We start from the raw sequence: 18405 nt of genomic DNA, 5'->3' as shown, positions 1-18405 counted from the left end.
AAGGCTTCAAAAACTTCGCAAAGGTCGATATACACTGGCCTATTAAGAAAAATTTATTAGTTTTGTCTTTGACAGTAATTTTTAACATATTACATTTGCTCTAATTAACACTTAAAAATTAAATTATTGAATATGAAACATCTTAGCAGATTTTTAGTGGCTTCGTTATTAGTACTTGGGTTTAGTACTGCGAATGCACAGGATGAAAATAACCCTTGGGCAATATCGATTGGCGTTAATGCTGTTGATATTTTTCCTACTGGAGGAGATTTACCTGTACAGGGAGAAATCTTTGACGAGTTTTTTAATGCCACGGACCACTGGAACATTCTTCCATCTGTATCTAAGCTATCGGTGGGTAGATATATAGGAGACGGATTTACTTTTACGGTCGCTGGTACAGTTAATAAAATTGATAAATTTGGAGAAAATCCTGATGGATCTCCAACTCCTAACCCTGGTGATTTGTCTTATTACGCAGCGGATGGAACAATAAGTTATAGTTTTAAAAACGCAATAAAATCTAAGTGGTTTGATCCATACCTCGGTGTAGGTGGAGGTTATACTTGGGTTGATGAAGTTGGTGCTGGAACTTTAAATGGTTCTTTAGGTCTTAACCTATGGTTAACAGAAAACCTTGCGTTCAATCTTCAAACTACTTACAAGCATGTCTTTGAGGACTATGAGACTGGTGGTTATCCTCCAACTCATTTCCAACATTCTGCAGGAATTACTTTCGCTTTCGGAGGTAAAGATACTGATGGTGATGGTGTATTTGATAAAGACGACGAGTGTATCGACGTTCCTGGTTTAGCTGAATTTAATGGATGTCCTGATACTGATGGTGATGGAATCACTGATGCTAAAGATGACTGTCCAGATGTTGCTGGTACAGCTGAATTTAACGGATGTGCTGATACTGACGGTGACGGAATTGCTGATCCTAAAGATGAGTGTCCTACAGTTGCTGGTTTAGCTAACTTAAACGGATGTCCTGATGCTGATGGTGATGGAATCACTGATGCTAAAGATGGTTGTCCTAATGAAGCTGGTCCTGCTGCTAACAACGGATGTCCTTACCAAGATAAAGACGGTGACGGAGTATTAGACAAAGACGATAACTGTCCTGATGTTGCTGGTACTGTTGCTAACAATGGTTGTCCTGAAGTAACTGAAGAAATTCAGAAAACATTAAATGAGTATGCTGCTCAAGTATTATTTGATTCAGGTAAATCAACTATCAAAGATCAGTCTACTAAAGTATTGAACGATATTATTGGTATCCTTAAGGAGTATCCTACTGCTAAATTCGTTATCGAAGGGCATACAGATAGTCAAGGTAGAGCAGCTAACAACCAGAAATTATCTGACTCTAGAGCAAATGCTGTTAAGACATTCTTAACTAGTAATGGTATCGATCAGTTCAGATTATCTGCTGTTGGATATGGAGAAGATAGACCAGTTGCATCTAATAAAACAAGAGCTGGTAGAGCACAAAACAGACGTGTTGAGATCAACTTAGTGAAGTAATTATTTTTCACTAAATAAATAATACATAGATAAAACGTCCCGATTATTCGGGACGTTTTTTATTTTTAATAGGTGGATAGTTTTTTAAAAGAAGTCATATCAGAAATACAGGCAAAAGATCACGATATTAGTGAGCTTATTTTTGTTCTTCCTAGTAAAAGAGCAGGACTTTTTCTCAAAAGAGAATTGCTTAAACTATACAGTGATAAAACCTTTTTTGCTCCTATAATATATAGCATAGAAGAATTTATTACAGAATTATCTGGATTACGTCAGATCGATACAATTCAAACGTTATTTGATTTTTATGAAACGTATTTAAATACACATGCGCATTTAGAAAAGGAAAGTTTAGAAGTTTTCAGTAGCTGGGCCCAGACTTTGGTACAGGATTTTAATGAAATTGATAGATATTGTATTGATAACGATAGCTTTTTTTCTTACTTAGCGGGAATTCAGGATTTGAATCATTGGTATCTTCAGAAAGAAAAGACAGAATTGATACAGAAGTACATTAGCTTTTGGAATAATCTGTCTGAATATTATAATAATTTTAAAACCAAACTACTTGATAAGAAAGTAGGATATCAAGGTTTATTATATCGTAAAGCTTCAGAAAATGTAACTGATTATATTGAGAAGAATACTAAGAAGCATATTTTAGTTGGATTTAATGCATTAAACAATGCTGAGCAAATAATTTTTCAATCATTATTAGAAGCTAAGATTGCGGAGGTATATTGGGATGCTGATACATTCTTTTTAGAGAATAAGTATCACGAAGCTTCATTATTTATACGAGATTATAAAGATAATTGGGAGTATTACAAGGACAACTCATTTAAATGGATAAAGGATAATTTTTCTTCTTCAAAGGATATTAAGCAAATTGGTGTTCCTAAAAATATTGGCCAAGCTAAATTAGCTGGACAAATACTAAGATCTATTCCATCAAAGGATTTAGAACGAACGGCATTGGTATTGGCAGATGAATCTTTGTTATTACCTGTTCTTAATTCATTGCCAGACACGATTGAGTCTTTAAATATCACAATGGGATTACCACTTAAGGAAGTGCCTGTATCTTCATTTTTTGAATTGTTGTTTTCGCTTCATAAAGCAACTCACCACAAAGGGTTGTATTATAAATCTGTGGTAGAGATTTTAAATAGTCAACCAGCACAATGGTTATTGGGCTCTTTTGCTAATGAATTAATTAGCAAGATTTCAAAAGAAAATTTGGTTTATGTTACCGTAGAAAAATTGCAAAATGAAACTGATGACAAGAAAAATGAAATACTTAAGCTTTTATTTGCTCCTTGGAAGAATGCATTAAATGCAATTGAACAATGTAGAAAAATTATTCAATTATTAAAAAACGGTTTAGACAAAGAAAAATCTCCATTAGAATTAGAGTATATATATCATTTTCATGTTGTTTTTAATAGATTGTTAGTTTTGTGTAACAGTTATCAATATGTTACAACAATAGCTTCTTTATACTATTTATATAGAGATATAATTAATGCAGAAACGTTAGATTTTAGAGGAGAACCTTTTAAGGGTTTGCAGTTGATGGGAATGTTAGAATCACGTTGTTTGGATTTTGACACAGTTATACTTACTTCCGTTAACGAGGGTATTCTTCCTGCAGGAAAAAGTATGAACTCCTTTATACCTTATGATCTTAAGAGAGCATATAGCCTTCCGACATATAAAGAAAAGGATGCAATATATACGTATCACTTTTATCGTTTAATTCAGAGAGCTAAGACGATATATCTTATTTATAACACAGAAGATGATGGTGTTGGTGGTGGAGAAAAAAGTAGATTCTTATATCAGCTCGAAATAGATAAAGTTGATAAACATCAATTGTCTAAATATATAGCTTCTTCAGAAATACCAAAATTAAGTCACGAACCCATCATTATTTCGAAAGAGATATCCATTATTGGTAGAATTAAGGAATTAGCTTTGAACGGATTATCCCCTTCAGCATTAACAGCTTATATTAGAAACCCAATTGATTTTTATTATAAATATATATTAGGGATCAAAGAAAGTGATCAAGTAGAAGAAACGATAGCTGCTAATACACTGGGAACAGTCATTCATAATACACTGGAGGATTTATATAAACCTTTAGAAAATAAGTATGTATCTATTACAGATGTTCAGAGAATGATTACTAAGATTGATGAAGTAATCAAGTATCATTTTCATAAAGAGTATTCTAAATTAGACATTACCCAAGGTAAAAACTTACTTATTTTTGAAGTGGCAAAAAGGTATATTTATAATTTTCTAAAATCAGAAGAAAAACTTCTGATATCAGGATCGGAGTTAAAAATTATAGCGATAGAAAGTAATTTAAAAACTGAATTGAATATACCTGAACTTGATTTTCCAGTTTTTATAAAAGGAAAAGTAGATCGCATTGACGAACTAGACGGTGAGTTAAGGATTATTGATTACAAGACAGGTAAGGTCAATAAAAGTGATGTCGTTTTAATGGATTGGGAAGTGATCACTAATGATTATAAGTATAGTAAAGTGATACAAATACTGGCATATGCGTATATGCAGCATAATGAACAGCCACTATCGTCATCTTTTCAAGCAGGAATTATTTCTTTTAAAAATCTTAAAGAGGGATTTTTGAAATTTGGGACTAAAACATCTGTAAGAGGGAAAGTTGATTATGAGGTTACCTCAGATATATTTGACGAATATTTATTACAACTTAAAAAATTGATTATAGAAATTTCTACCTTAGAAATTCCATTTACAGAAAAAGAAGTTTAGTTATGATTACGGCAAAAAGGAATATAATACTTAAGGGGGAACATAATAAACCTATTTTAACGGATGTTTTTTATAACAATAAAAAAGACAAACAACCTATCGTTATTTTTTGTCACGGATATAAAGGCTTTAAGGATTGGGGTGCGTGGGATTTGGTAGCCAATACTTTTGCACAAGCTGGTTTTTTCTTTATTAAGTTTAATTTTTCTCATAATGGCGGTACAATAGAACAACCAATGGACTTTCCGGATTTAGATGCATTTGGAACCAATAACTACTTGATAGAATTAGATGATTTAAAATGTGTTTTAGATCAGGTTACTTCTGTGAGTTTTGAATATCAACAATATGTAAATCCGAATAATATTGTTCTTATAGGGCATTCTCGCGCAGGCGGAATCACAACGATTAAAGCATCTGAAGATTCAAGAATCTCTAAGCTTATTACCTGGGCAGGTGTGTCGGATTATGAAAGTAGATTTCCTAAAGGTGCTACATTTCAATCTTGGAAGGATGAAGGTGTGTTTTATGTAGAAAATGGAAGAACAAAACAGAAAATGCCTCATGATTTTCAATTTTATACCACTTTTGTCGAAAATAAAGAAAGACTCACTATTGCTAAAGCTGCTAAGAATGTAAAAGTCCCTTACTTGATTATTCATGGTACAGAAGATCCAACGGTAAGTATGAAAGAAGCAGAAGATTTGAATAGTTGGAATCCTAATAGCGAACTGTATTTAGTTTCTGGAGCGGATCATGTTTTCGGAGCAAAACATCCTTGGAGTCAAGAGAAGATGCCTGAAGATTTATCAACGATCACCAAAAAATCTATAGAATTTGGAATACTTTAACACACTTTAATTATTGAATTTGGAAGGATTTTGATTTTTTTTTGTTTATTTGCGATTATGAAGTCTAATAACAGACATATCATTGCTACTGTTTTACTGATATTATTCAGTTTTATACAGTTATCAGACTTACACATTGTAGGTCATGATGATAATGAAGTAGATTGCGAGATGTGTCAATTAGCTCCAGAAAATCTGGATGATAATTTTATACCTATAGGTGTATTAGAAACACCAAATGTAGTTTCTATTCCAGTTGATCGTATTCAGATCAATAGTTTTGATATCTATTTTGATAGAGAAACTAATTATTCTTTTCTAAATAAAGCACCACCTTTAGTTTAAATACTAACCAATCAGGTGTTGATACCTATTTACTATTGCCCAACTTGCAATAGCGACCCTTTTTTATTTTTAAAATGAAACGAAACATATTATGTATTGTGTTTCTTCTAGTAGTTAATCACATATTCGCTCAGGATTGCAATAAAACGCTTTCTGGCCGTGTAATTGATTTTCACGACGGAGTTTCTCTAGAAGGAGCAACAATTACTTTTAATAATACAATAATTAAAACTGATAGTAACGGGATGTATAAAATTTCAGGGCTTTGTGCCACATCTTACGCTTTTACGATATCGCATGAGGATTGTAATTCTCAGGTCGTTACTATTGATATAAACGAAATTTCGAATAAAGACTTTTATTTAGAACACCATTTAAACGAATTGTTAGAAGTGAAGGTTTCTGGCAATAATAGAACTAAAACATCCTCTTCGCAAGAAGAGACTATTAATAAAAATGTTATTGAAAGATATAGTAGTGCAGCTTTGGGAGATGCACTTAGAGAGATTACTGGTGTTTCTTCTCTCAATACGGGCTCTACAATTGTAAAACCAATTATTCAAGGTTTAAGTGGAAGTAGAGTATTAATTATGAACAACGGTGTACGTATGCAGGATATGGAGTGGGGAGATGAACATGCACCTAATGTAGATATTAATACTGCTGGTAGTGTAACTGTTGTTAAAGGAGCAGCAGCACTTCGTTATGGTGGAGATGCTATTGGAGGAGTCATTGTTATGGAACCTAACAAGGTTCCGGCCAAAGATACATTGTTTGGAAAAACTGTCGTTACAGGAGCTTCTAATGGCCGAGGTGGAACGATTTCTTCCGAAATAATAAAAGGATATGAATCTGGTTGGTTTTGGAAAGCCCAAGGAACCCTAAAAAGATTTGGTGATGTAGAAGCACCTGATTATATCCTGTCTAATACTGGTATTTTTGAAAGAGGCGGATCTTTGTCCTTTGGAAATAATAAATTTACACAAGGTTGGGACGTTTATTATTCATACTACCAAAATGAAATAGGAGTTCTAGCTGCATCCCATATTGGAAATGCAGATGACCTTATTGAATCTATTAATAGTGGAGAACCATCTGTTATAGAAAATTTCACATATACTATCGATAATCCAAAACAAGATGTTACACATCATCTAGGTAGATTACGTTACTTTAAGAGATTCGAGAAATTAGGTAAATGGACTACTCAATACGATTTCCAACATAACCAACGTTTTGAATTTGATATTAGACAAACAGAAGAGTTAAGAAAAATTCCAAGTTTAGATTTGGAACTTACAACACATACACTGACTTCGGATTTTGTTCTAGATGCTAAATTTGATTATAATTTAGATTTTGGAATAGTAATGCGCTATCAGGATAATTTTGCTGACCCTAGTACAAGAGCAAGAAGATTGATTCCAGATTATGATAAATATGATGCGGGATTATTTATTTCTGGTAAATATGATATCAATGATAATGTAACAATTGATGCGGGTGTTCGATATGATTATAACCAAATTGATGCAAAGAAGTTTTATATAAAAACTAGATGGGAAGAACGAGGGTATGATCAAGAATTTAATGATCTTATTATTGCGGACGAAGGTACGCAATGGCTTACAAATCCTAAGTTTGATTATCATAGTATTTCGGCGACTACAGGATTTAATTATGTTTTCGGAGATAGTTATGAATTAAGAGGTAATTATGCATTAGCTCAGAGAGCGCCAAACCCTTCAGAATTATTTAGTGATGGTTTACACCATTCAGCATCTAGAATCGAACTTGGAGATCTAAGGATTGATCAAGAAACATCTCATAAAATTTCATTTTCTTTTCAGAAAAATGATGATGATTTGAGTTGGGAAATAGCGCCATATGCTAACTTTATTAATGATTATATACTATTAGAGCCTACGGATGTTGAACTTTCTATAAGAGGAGCATTCCCAGTTTGGGAATATCGACAAACTAATGCGAGATTATTAGGTGTCGATGCTAAACTTACTAAGAAATGGTTTGCCAATTGGCAAACTAATCATAGATTCTCATTGGTTAAAGGAAAAGATACTGAGACTGAAATACCTCTTATCAATATTCCAGCAGCTAATTTTAGCAATAGTATTGTTTTTCAAAAAGAGGAGTGGATGGGCTTAGTGATGAGTCTTGAAAGCGATTATACTTTTAGACAAAATGAATTTCCTGATAATATCATTGTTTTTTCACCTCAAGAACAAGAAGACGTTCTTTTAGATATTAATACACCACCTGGTGATTATCATCTTTTACATATGAATGCAGATATTTCGGTTCCTTTTTTTAAACAAAATGAGTTGAATATTGGGATGACCGTTAATAATATTACAAATAAAAAATATAGAAATTATTTGAACCGTCAACGCTATTTTGCAGATGAAGTGGGACGAAACTTTTTATTAAGATTAACTTTTAACTATTAAATTTTAAAATGATGAACACACGTAAATTTTTATCAATGTTAGCAATTGCAAGTGTATTAATGTATTCTTGTTCTGACGATGATGATAACCCTGTAGTAGTAAATGAAGAAGAAGTTATAACTACTATGACTGTTACCCTAACTAATGGAACAGATGTAGTTACTTTAGTATCTCGCGACTTGGATGGACCTGATGGACCTAATGCGCCTGTGATTACTGTATCTGGATCGCTATCAGCGAATACAACATATACTGGAGAGGTAGAATTACTTAATGAGAGTGAAACACCAGCAGAAAATGTAAACGAAGAAATTGAAGAAGAAGCTGATGAGCACCAATTCTTTTTTGAAGCAGCGGGTACTTTAAATGCAACAACAATGTATACGGATACAGAAGCAGATTATCCTCCTAATACTGGAACTAACCCAGTTGGGATTACTTTTGATCTAACGACAACAGATGCTAGTACAGGAAGTTTCACTGTAACACTACGTCATGAGCCTACAAAGCCTAATGATGGAACCTTAGCTGATGCTGGTGGAGACACAGATATTGCACAGTCATTTGATTTAACTATCGAGTAAAACTATAAGAAGTATAAAAGTAAGTTGAGTTTGTTTTTATAAAACAAACGTTTTTTCAAGACAAGGCTCTTGAGAAGTAGTTACCTCAAGAGCCCTGTATTTTGATTGCCAGCAAAAGAAATACATAATAGTATAACATAAAATATATCATAATTGAAGCAGCCATAAATCATAGTATAATAATAAGTTGAGTTTGTGTATTTTATTATTAGTACAGATTTGTTTCAATTTAGACCCTTGGAGTATTTTATTCCAAGGGTTATTTTATGCTCTTATTTGGCTTAACACTCTTTGATTTTTTTTATCGTTGTAAAATACAAAAAAAGATAATAAAAAGTTCAATGGATTCTCGAGGTTAATTCCAAAGATATTTTTTGTCTCAAAATTTTAACCATAAAATATTAAGTTCGGTACGAACTTTGATTAATTCTTGTCAAATATTTATTAAAATATTCGCTTTAAGATTAAAAATAGCTAATAATATGGTAACAAATTAGTGAGAAAAGACACTAATATATAGTAAAGGTTGATTTTTAGTGGTTTAATCTCAAAGATTTTAATGAGATATTATGACATCGTTAAATATGTATTACCACTCAAAATTCGTAATGAAATTTGAAGATTAGAGCTTATATTCGCGGCGTAAAAACCTAACCAAAAAAACAGCAAAATTGAAACAATCATAATTATGTATAAGTTGAGTTTGTGTTAAATATTATAATTTAGTTTCAATTCAGACCCTCAGGAAGTAGTTAGCCTGAGGGTTGTTTTTTTAGGTATATGTTCAAGTCTATATAATTTAGGTTGTTGGATTGACAGAAAGAAGTGTACTACTTCAAATTATTTCCTAAAAACATATATTCACCCTACATTTGTTTAGAACCTCAGTTTATCACCATTTGATTCTTAATAAATGCGCATCCTTTTTTATCTCACATATTTTTTAGCCCCACTTTCTTTATTTGCTCAAAATGAATTGGATACAATTGCTATTATTAAGGAAGTTCAGTTCAGTTTATCTGTAGATAGTATTGCCAAATATCAACAGTTATCTGTAAAAGCCCATCAAAAAGGAGATTTTGAAACTTATAAGAAATACTGCGAAGCTATTTTAGAAATTGCTAATACTCATGAATTAGATGATTTAAGGAATCAAGCTTTAGTTAATTTAGGGATATATTATAGCAATGTAGAGCAGTTAGATAAAGCGATCGAAAAATACTTAATCGTCTTAGATAACCTAAGTAAACTTCCACAAAATAAAAGAGCTGAACTTACAGTTTTAGCGAATTTGGGTAATTTATATAACAAAATAAATGAGTACGATAAGACGATTGAAACAATGAATCAAGTGATTGCTATTGCTTCAACAATCGATCAGTCTGATGTATATTTATTGACCGCCTATAATGCCTTAGGAAACGCTAGTTCTAGTAAAAAAGAATATTGCCAATCAGTAGAATATAGCCTAAGGGCAAAAGATCTGGCAGTGAAATTAAATCGAAAGAGCTCAATTATAAGTATTCTTTTAAATTTGAGTGATAACTTTTTGGCGCTCGAAGAATATGATAAGGTAGTTTTTTACTGTAAAGAGGTATTAGCTGCTATAACAGAGGAAGATTCTAAAAAGCAACAAGCTAACGCTCTGATACTAATTGGGGATGCTTTGGTCCGCAATAATGAGCCGTTAGAAGCTTTTCCTTATTTAGTGGAAGCAAGAGACCTTTCTATAGCTGGTAACTTTTTTAAAATACGAAGGGACAGCCATAAATTACTTGCTAAAGTATATGAAGTAAAAGGAGATTTTAAAAAATCTTTGGAAGAGCAGAAGTATTATACAGAAGCTAATGAAGAATATCTCAATACACTTTCTAGAGCACAGAAAAAACAATTAGAACTAGAATCAGAAGAAAAGACTGAGCTATTAACTGAACAGACAGAAGAACTAGAATTTCTTGCTAAAGAAAAGCAGCTGTATTTGTTTTTAGGATCTTTATTAGTTATTCTGTTGATAGGCTCTTTTATTATATATAAAAAAAGAAGAAAGAAACTTATTTTCGAATCTCTGAGACTAAAGGCAGATAAAGAACTTTTGACGAATGAGAACGAAGCGTTACAGGTGAAGCTAAAAAGGATTGCTAAAAACACGAAAAAAGAAAAAGACACCAACACTACCTCCTACCAGAATTCTTCACTTAATTTAGAAGATAGAAAATTATATATGCAACAAATTTTGGATTATATGGATACTAAAAAACCATATTTAAATCATGAAATTAAACAATCTGATATTGCAAGTGATTTGTCTATGAGTGTTCATCTTTTTTCTGAGGTGTTAAATGTATGCTTTCTTCGAAATTTCAATAGCTTTATTAATTTATATAGAGTAAGTGAAGCAAAGTCACTGATGAAAAATCCTAAATATAAACAGTATAAAATTTTATCTATTGGGTATGAGGCAGGGTTTTCTAGTAAAACTTCATTTAATCGAGTTTTTAAAAATCTTGTTGGATCAACACCTTCTGAGTATCAAAACACACACGCTACGTTGGATTAAGATTTCGGAGGTTATCCGGTTATTCTTTCTTTGTTCGTTAAAGCAAGCCTAACATATACAGGTTTCAAATTATAAAATGGAACCATTTTTACAGTATTTCTTTTTAAAATTGACTTGGCATAATGATGTGATTAAAAAGTGTGCATTTTGATCAGGTTAAAAAAGAAGAATACCCTAATGTTAGGAAGGAAAGAGAATATAGAACTATATAAAAGTTTTGAAAGTAAGTTTGTCTCTCCATATAACCAAGTAAGAGAGTTGATAAAAGTGCAATTATATAAACGAATTGTATCTTCTAAGATATCTGTGAATGTTAAAAAGAAGCCTTTAGTAGTTTTTTACTTTGCGTCCAATGGTATAGACTTGCCTGAAGAGGATTGGACATATGAAATGAAGCAAAGTGCCAGACAGTATGCGATAGACTATCCGGTTCCTGGTGCTGAAAAGAAATACTCCAATTATGGGAAGACTATGCGATTTTTATCAGTAGTAACAGCGATATCAATCAGTGTAATTATTTTATATATATATAATATAAATGCAATTGAACTTGAGAATGATTGTATTGAATTTACGAGTTTACCTAAAATAGAAGATAAATACTATGGTTTGCTGATTCAGCCAGTATCTGATTCGGATTTGCCCGAAAAAAGTTATGGTTGGATAAAAATAATAGATGTGAACCCAGCAGATAGTATTGTTAGTTATAGAATAAGCTTTGACTTAGGAACGGTTACCGTTAACACTTTAGATACTGATTATACGAATTTTGAATTCATAATTTTCGAAGGTAAGTTTGGAGTTATAGGAGATCGTGAAATAAAGATTGTGTCACCAGATAAAAAAATGAAATTCAAATCTCAAATGATTCAAGATGAAATTAGAAATTATAAAATTTCTGCTAATTAGTAATAAGATGTTAACTTGTAAAGTGAAATAGATTAACTTATGAAAGTTCCATTTTATGTTTTTTTGGTCTTTACTTTGCTCTTGCTAGGTTTGTTTATCTATAATGCATTTTTTGCATATCACGGAGCGGATGGTTTGAGTGGTTTTTTTGAAGGTATAATACTTGGAGGAGGTTTTATAATTTGTATGATTATTACAATATCATTTGGCAGTGTTATGTTTCTTCCTAAAATTTCGGCATTAAAGCGCTTTGGTATCGTAACAGGTCTTTCTGTTTTAGGCATTGTATTTTTTTATCAGCTTTTTTATTGTAATAACTGTGGATTAATATCTGTTCGGTAAATCCGTTTAAAGATTGTAAGAACTAATATCTATAGGATAACATTGAATAAAATGTGTAATAAAAGATCTTTAGAAGTAAAAGAAAGGTATTTAGATTTGAGGTAAACAATATGTAATTAATTTAGGTCTCATGAAATTGAAAACATTAGGAATATTAAAGCAGGATATTGGTAATTGGCCTTTAGAAAACGATTGGATAACTACACAACCAATTGCAACTCCTTTCTTTGATCAAAAAGAAGTATTATATCGATTGGATTTTACCGAGGTCTCGGAAATGGATCCAATTAGAGTAGACCAAGTTCTTTTCAATTTTATGAATATTGATGAATCTGTTAAAATAGAAGCGACTAAAAAAGCATTTGATGATTGGATAACATTTAATGATGCCGTAGGTTATCTGGATACAATAGAAACCTATCAAATGGCATCTAATAAACCAGGATGGATGATTAGTGCATTGAAACGAATGTTACCACTTTTAGATCTTACAGAACCTAATAAAGTTTGGGATCATATAACACCAATAGAAATTATTATTACCAAAGATCGACATGAGAGAAATGAAAACATTTACGTTCAAATCTTGTGTAATTGTCTATGGCAAGAAGAACATGGTTTACAATTTGTATTAAAAGAAGGAAACGAGCTAATTAGAGTTAGTGATCAAGACGGGGATTTATTTTAGAAGTTTTATACCCTAATATATTAAGCTTTCTGGCTTAATCCTTGAAAAATAGCAGCCAGAACTTTTTTGGAATATACCTGTATTAATTAGTTCTTTTATTACGAAGGTAATTGTTGTTCTATTTATTGTTTTTACGAAAATTTAACTACAAGTTTTCGTTTATATCCATAATTTATCCATTCTAATCAACATAGATTTTAGATTTTTATATCCAATAACGAAAATGCTACATGTATTATATAGGATTCGATATAGGAAGTTCATCGGTTAAAGCTGCATTGATTGATGCAGATAACGGTAAAAGTATAGCCTCAATAAATGAACCAAAAAATGAGATGGACATTATCTCAGTAAATAGTGATTGGGCAGAACAAAATCCTGATTTTTGGTGGGATAATGTTTGTAAAGCTTGTAAACGGTTATTAAAGGAAAATGCAGTCGCTTCAGAATTAGTTCTAGGAATAGGTATATCTTATCAGATGCATGGACTTGTTTTGATTGATGCTAATGGCGAACTATTACGAAATTCTATTATTTGGTGTGATAGCAGAGCGGTTCAAATCGGAAATAAAGCTTTTAAAGAATTAGGAGAAGAAAAATGTAAAGAAAACCTCCTTAATTCTCCAGCAAATTTTACTACATCCAAACTAAAATGGGTACGAGATAATGAACCGGATATTTATAAAAAAGCGTATAAATTTATGCTACCAGGAGATTATATAGCATATAGGTTTACTGATCAAATTAACACTACAAAATCTGGACTTTCTGAGGGAATTTTATGGGATTACAAAAAACAAGAACCCGCTAAATGGTTGTTAGAATATTATGATATTGATACAAGTCTTATTCCGGATATTGTTGATACATTTTCTAATCAAGGAGAACTTAGTAGTAAAGGAGCAGAAGAAAGTGGTTTAAAAGTAGGAACCCCCATTTTTTATAGAGCAGGTGACCAACCTAATAATGCACTATCTCTTAATGTTTTTAATCCAGGAGAAGTGGCGCTTACCGGTGGTACATCTGGAGTAATTTATGCTGTAACCGATAATTTATCAGGTAAAGAACCTGTAAAGTATAATAATTTTGCTCACGTCAATTACAGTGAACAAAAACCTGTAATCGGTAAATTGTTGTGTGTGAATGGAGCAGGTATCCAATATAGATGGTTAAAAAACAACCTTAATCTGGAGACAAGCTCATATCAAACTATGAATTCACTTGCTTCAAAAATACCCGTTGGGTCAGATAATCTGCAGTTAATACCTTTTGGTAATGGAGCAGAAAGAATGTTCGATAATAAAACAATAGGAACCCAGATCTGTAATATCAATTTAAATAAACATACGAGATCCCATATATGCAGGGCGGCTTTAGAAGGAATAGCATTTTCTTTTGTTTATGGGATGGAGATTTTAAGAAAAGATGGTACCAATATAGAAGTAATACGAGCTGGAAATGATAATTTATTCAGGTCAGAAATATTTTCTAATACGGTTTCTACTTTAATCGACCAAGAAATTGAAATTTATAACACCACTGGCGCAGTTGGCGCTGCAAGAGCAGCAGGATGGGCAAAAGGAACATTCGATGATATTGGAGGTATGATTACTAAAAATGATAAAGTAATGACCTATCATCCTCTTCAGAACAAAGAGGATTATCAGTTGGCATATCAGAATTGGAAAAAAGAACTTAATAGAATTTTAATAGATAAAAAATGATTGTACTAGGAAACCAAGAATACTTTAAAGGGATTGATGAAATTAAATTTGAAGGAAAAGAATCTGACAATCCATTAGCATTTAAATATTATGATCCAGAAAGGATTGTAGCAGGAAAAACGTTAAGAGAGCATTTTAAATTTGCTATTGCGTATTGGCATACTTTCTGTGGTCAAGGTGCTGATCCATTTGGTTGGGGAACTCAGAATTTTTCTTGGGATAAGTCGTCAGACCCTATTCAGGCAGCAAAAGATAAAGCAGATGCAGCATTTGAGTTTATTAGTAAGATGGGGTTTGATTATTTTTGTTTTCATGATTTTGATTTGGTACAAGAAGCTCCAACATTTGCTGAGTCAGAAAAAAGATTGGCTACAATCACAGAGTATATAAAAGAAAAAAAGAAAGAATCAGGTATCAAATTATTATGGGGTACAGCTAATTGTTTTTCGAACCCAAGATACATGAATGGAGCTGCCACAAATCCTGATTTTAATGTACTGGCTAGAGCTGGAGCTCAGGTTAAATTAGCTTTAGATGCCACAATAGCATTAGACGGGGAAAACTATGTTTTTTGGGGTGGTAGAGAAGGCTATATGTCTTTGCTTAATACAGATATGAAGAGAGAATTAGAACATTTGGCACGGTTTTTAACAATATCAAGAGATTATGCTAGAGCACAAGGTTTTAAAGGAACATTTTTTATTGAGCCAAAACCAATGGAACCAACAAAACATCAATATGATTTTGATACAGCGACATCAATTGGATTTTTAAAAGAACACGGACTGGACAAAGATTTCAAGATTAATATAGAAGTAAATCATGCTACGTTGGCACAGCATACCTTTCAGCACGAATTAGAAATAGCGGCAAGTGCAGGTATGTTAGGTAGTATAGATGCTAATAGAGGTGATTATCAAAATGGATGGGATACTGATCAGTTTCCTAATAGTATTTTAGAAACTACAGAAGCTATGTTGGTGTTCATAAAGGCAGGAGGACTTCAAGGTGGAGGCGTTAACTTTGATGCAAAAATAAGACGAAATTCTACAGATATGGAAGATGTGTTTTTAGCACATATTGGGGGAGCAGATGTTTTTGCCAGAGCTCTAATTACAGCAGACAAGATTATTACTTCGTCTTCCTATGAAAAATTAAGACAGCAACGTTATAATTCATTTGATACAGGAAAAGGTAAAGAATTTGAAAGTGGAACATTGCAATTAAAAGACTTATATGAAATAGCTATTAATAATGGTGAACTTTCTTTGCAAAGTGGTAAACAGGAATTGTTCGAAAACATTATTAATCAGTATATTTAGTCAGTTTATAGTAGCCTTAAAACTATAATACCATAAATTATTATGACTCAAAAAACTGGGGATGTCGCAAAGGATACAATTTGTGTTGCTATTACATTGCAAAATACCAATGGAGCTAGATTAAAACTCACTAATTATGGAGCATCAATTGTAAGCTTAGAGATTCCTAATAAAGAAAATCAATTGGTTAATGTAGTTTTGGGGCTAGAGACTGTAGATGAATATAAAGAAGTATCGTATCACCCAAGTGCTAAGTTTTTGGGAGCCTCAATAGGAAGATATGCAGGTAGAATTAGTAATGGAGATTTTGAGATTAACGGCTATAAATACGAAATACATCAAAATAATGGAGTTCATTTACATGGTGGACGTGAAGGCTTTGATAAAAAGTTTTGGAAAGTAGATTCAATTAATCACAATACCAATATGGCTATCTTTTCTTATAACAGTAGGCATTTGGAAGAAGGATATCCAGGGAATTTAGAGGTGAAAGCAATATATCATTTGTCAGAAGATAATGATTTAACTATCACTTATAAAGCTGTTTCTGATCTTGATACTGTAGTAAATCTTACCAACCATGCGTATTTTAACCTCAATGGTTCCGGAGGGATTTTAGATCATACATTATTATTAGATTGCCCCGAATATTTAGAAGTTGATACGAAACAATTACCAACTGGAAAAACAAAATCTGTAACAGGAACCAAATTCGATTTCTTAACTTCAACCTCTTTGCGAAGATTAATAAATTCAGGTCATATCGATGATACTTTTATTTTTAATATGAACAAAAGTAGCCATAATAGAATCAGCTTAGAGTCCTCAGTAAGTGGTTTAAAAATGGAAGTAAAGACAAACCAACCAGCTGTTGTAATTTTTACACCAGAAAATTTTCCGGATTGGAATTTTAAAGATCAGGTAAAATATGATCGTTTTCCTGCTATTTGTTTCGAAACTCAGAATTATCCTGATGCACCTAATCATAAACACTTTCCCTCTTCGTTGCTAAAAGCGGGGAAACACTATGAGAATAAAAGTGTTTTTAAGTTTTCTGTTGTTTAAAGAAAACGAGTGCTCCTACCCTATTAGTGTAGGCGTTTTGTAGAATCTCTTTCTATGAGATTTGTTTTTATTACTTTGGTTGTATATGACGTTTCGATATTTTCATTTTCTATTTTGTCTATAAGTATTTTTGCAGCAGCTTCTCCTAGATAAGTACTATGCTGACTTATCGTAGTTATTGCTGGTGTTACATGACGTGGAAGAACACCATTGGTAAAACCAATAATCGAAATATCTTCTGGCACTTTATATCCTTTATATAACACCATCTTAAGCGTACTAATTGCAGAATCTTCTTCTAGACATAAAATGGCATCTACTTTTTTAGCATCAAGAACTATTTTTAGTAAGGTATCTATATCATTAAATTCATCGACCTTAAGTATTAAATCTTCATCAATAGGAATATTGGCTTCTATAAGGGCTCTCTTGTACCCTTCTAATCGATGTTTTCCCACACTAAGTTGATGTATATTAGAAACAATGGCAATATTTCTGCAACCTGTTTTAATGAAATAATTAACGGCATTGAATGCTCCTTCATCATCATTTACAATAACTTTATCACATTCGATTTCGTCAGTAACTCTATCAATCATAACAATAGGAATCCCTTGATCTATCGCATTTTTAAAATGATTAAAATCTTTTTTTACCTGAGTCTCTTCTGCGATTGATAATATGAATCCATCTAAATCAGAATTCTTTAAGAGTTCCATAGCAGTAACTTCTTTCTCACGAGATTCATTAGAAATACAAGTAATTAAATTATATCCTTTTTCAGTTGTTATTTTTTCGATACCAACAAAAACTTTGGTAAAAAAATGGTTAAGCATATTGGGTATAATTACTCCAATAGTTTTGGTGTTTTTTTGTTTTTCATAAGTAAAATTGCTTTGATTCGATTTATATTGTAGTTCATTAGCATATTCCTGAATCATAGATTTAGTTCTATTACTAATTTCATAACTATCATTTAGAGCTTTAGAAACCGTAGCAATAGACACATTGAATTCTTTAGCAATATCTTTTAATGTAATTCTCTTTTTTTTCATACTAGTTTTAAAGACTGTTTTTAGCTAAGCAACAGTTATTCGCAGCTTATTTTGAGTTATCAAAACTTTATCTTTAATTTCAATAAATTATTCGCAAAAACTAAGTAAATCAACCTTATTCGTAAAGTAATCTTAATAATTTAATTTACCATAGAGT

At 31.9% G+C, this 18405-nt stretch carries 14 protein-coding genes; 13 read left to right on the top strand and 1 reads right to left on the bottom strand.

The annotated features are described in order from the left end of the window. Positions 1-132: 132 nt before the first annotated feature. From D1815_RS16210 to D1815_RS16150, 13 genes are all read left to right on the top strand, one after another. Positions 133-1530 (top strand): OmpA family protein, encoded by a 1398-nt coding sequence (locus tag D1815_RS16210; RefSeq protein WP_118388221.1) that lies wholly within the window; start codon positions 133-135, stop codon positions 1528-1530. 72 nt (positions 1531-1602) lie between these two features. Continuing rightward, complete coding sequence (locus tag D1815_RS16205; protein ID WP_118388219.1) at positions 1603-4338, top strand: PD-(D/E)XK nuclease family protein; 2736 nt, start codon at positions 1603-1605, stop codon at positions 4336-4338. A 2-nt stretch (positions 4339-4340) separates the two neighbouring features. Further along, positions 4341-5189, top strand: a complete 849-nt coding sequence (locus D1815_RS16200) for an alpha/beta hydrolase family protein (RefSeq protein WP_369899317.1) — start codon at positions 4341-4343, stop codon at positions 5187-5189. Between the two features lie 57 nt (positions 5190-5246). After that, complete coding sequence (locus D1815_RS16195) at positions 5247-5534, top strand: hypothetical protein (protein ID WP_120650229.1); 288 nt, start codon at positions 5247-5249, stop codon at positions 5532-5534. Between the two features lie 74 nt (positions 5535-5608). Then, positions 5609-8002, top strand: a complete 2394-nt coding sequence (locus D1815_RS16190; RefSeq protein WP_118388215.1) for a TonB-dependent receptor domain-containing protein — start codon at positions 5609-5611, stop codon at positions 8000-8002. Positions 8003-8013: 11 nt separating this feature from the next. After that, positions 8014-8586: a type 1 periplasmic binding fold superfamily protein gene (locus D1815_RS16185; RefSeq protein WP_118388213.1), complete on the top strand. Its 573-nt coding sequence runs from the start codon at positions 8014-8016 to the stop codon at positions 8584-8586. Between the two features lie 913 nt (positions 8587-9499). Then, complete coding sequence (locus D1815_RS16180; RefSeq protein WP_118388211.1) at positions 9500-11143, top strand: AraC family transcriptional regulator; 1644 nt, start codon at positions 9500-9502, stop codon at positions 11141-11143. A gap of 177 nt (positions 11144-11320) precedes the next feature. Then, the gene (locus D1815_RS16175) at positions 11321-12052 is read left to right on the top strand and encodes a hypothetical protein (protein ID WP_027394600.1); all 732 of its coding nucleotides are present in this window, start codon (positions 11321-11323) and stop codon (positions 12050-12052) included. Between the two features lie 39 nt (positions 12053-12091). Next, positions 12092-12394, top strand: a complete 303-nt coding sequence (locus tag D1815_RS16170; RefSeq protein WP_118388209.1) for a hypothetical protein — start codon at positions 12092-12094, stop codon at positions 12392-12394. Between the two features lie 130 nt (positions 12395-12524). Then, positions 12525-13082 carry a hypothetical protein gene (locus D1815_RS16165; RefSeq protein ID WP_027394602.1) on the top strand — a complete coding sequence of 186 codons (558 nt, stop codon included), beginning with the start codon at positions 12525-12527 and terminating at the stop codon, positions 13080-13082. Positions 13083-13312: 230 nt separating this feature from the next. Further along, the gene (locus D1815_RS16160) at positions 13313-14806 is read left to right on the top strand and encodes a xylulokinase (protein ID WP_118388207.1); all 1494 of its coding nucleotides are present in this window, start codon (positions 13313-13315) and stop codon (positions 14804-14806) included. Then, positions 14803-16128: a xylose isomerase gene (gene xylA / locus D1815_RS16155; protein WP_118388205.1), complete on the top strand. Its 1326-nt coding sequence runs from the start codon at positions 14803-14805 to the stop codon at positions 16126-16128. Before D1815_RS16160 ends, xylA begins: the two co-directional genes overlap by 4 nt. 42 nt (positions 16129-16170) lie before the next feature. Next, the gene (locus tag D1815_RS16150; protein ID WP_081415661.1) at positions 16171-17193 is read left to right on the top strand and encodes an aldose epimerase family protein; all 1023 of its coding nucleotides are present in this window, start codon (positions 16171-16173) and stop codon (positions 17191-17193) included. A 23-nt stretch (positions 17194-17216) separates the two neighbouring features. Here D1815_RS16150 and D1815_RS16145 read toward each other — a convergent pair whose 3' ends face one another. Continuing rightward, positions 17217-18248 (bottom strand): LacI family DNA-binding transcriptional regulator, encoded by a 1032-nt coding sequence (locus D1815_RS16145; RefSeq protein ID WP_027394606.1) that lies wholly within the window; start codon positions 18246-18248, stop codon positions 17217-17219. Positions 18249-18405: the final 157 nt, after the last annotated feature.

It is taken from the genome of Aquimarina sp. AD1 (assembly GCF_003443695.1).
GTDB lineage: Bacteria > Bacteroidota > Bacteroidia > Flavobacteriales > Flavobacteriaceae > Aquimarina > Aquimarina latercula.
Note: the sequence above shows the minus strand (reverse complement) of the source record. Positions and strands in the feature narration are given on the sequence as shown.

Excerpts from the sequence above, each read along its gene's own strand:
- D1815_RS16150 (WP_081415661.1), top strand. The coding sequence starts at position 16,171 with ATGACTCAAAAAACTGGGGATGTCGCAAAGGATACAATTTGTGTTGCT.
- D1815_RS16195 (WP_120650229.1), top strand. The coding sequence starts at position 5,247 with ATGAAGTCTAATAACAGACATATCATTGCTACTGTTTTACTGATATTA.
- D1815_RS16175 (WP_027394600.1), top strand. The coding sequence starts at position 11,321 with ATGTTAGGAAGGAAAGAGAATATAGAACTATATAAAAGTTTTGAAAGT.
- D1815_RS16180 (WP_118388211.1), top strand. The coding sequence starts at position 9,500 with ATGCGCATCCTTTTTTATCTCACATATTTTTTAGCCCCACTTTCTTTA.
- D1815_RS16200 (WP_369899317.1), top strand. The coding sequence starts at position 4,341 with ATGATTACGGCAAAAAGGAATATAATACTTAAGGGGGAACATAATAAA.
- D1815_RS16145 (WP_027394606.1), bottom strand. The coding sequence starts at position 18,248 with ATGAAAAAAAAGAGAATTACATTAAAAGATATTGCTAAAGAATTCAAT.
- xylA (WP_118388205.1), top strand. The coding sequence starts at position 14,803 with ATGATTGTACTAGGAAACCAAGAATACTTTAAAGGGATTGATGAAATT.
- D1815_RS16210 (WP_118388221.1), top strand. The coding sequence starts at position 133 with ATGAAACATCTTAGCAGATTTTTAGTGGCTTCGTTATTAGTACTTGGG.
- D1815_RS16185 (WP_118388213.1), top strand. The coding sequence starts at position 8,014 with ATGAACACACGTAAATTTTTATCAATGTTAGCAATTGCAAGTGTATTA.
- D1815_RS16190 (WP_118388215.1), top strand. The coding sequence starts at position 5,609 with ATGAAACGAAACATATTATGTATTGTGTTTCTTCTAGTAGTTAATCAC.
- D1815_RS16170 (WP_118388209.1), top strand. The coding sequence starts at position 12,092 with ATGAAAGTTCCATTTTATGTTTTTTTGGTCTTTACTTTGCTCTTGCTA.
- D1815_RS16160 (WP_118388207.1), top strand. The coding sequence starts at position 13,313 with ATGTATTATATAGGATTCGATATAGGAAGTTCATCGGTTAAAGCTGCA.
- D1815_RS16165 (WP_027394602.1), top strand. The coding sequence starts at position 12,525 with ATGAAATTGAAAACATTAGGAATATTAAAGCAGGATATTGGTAATTGG.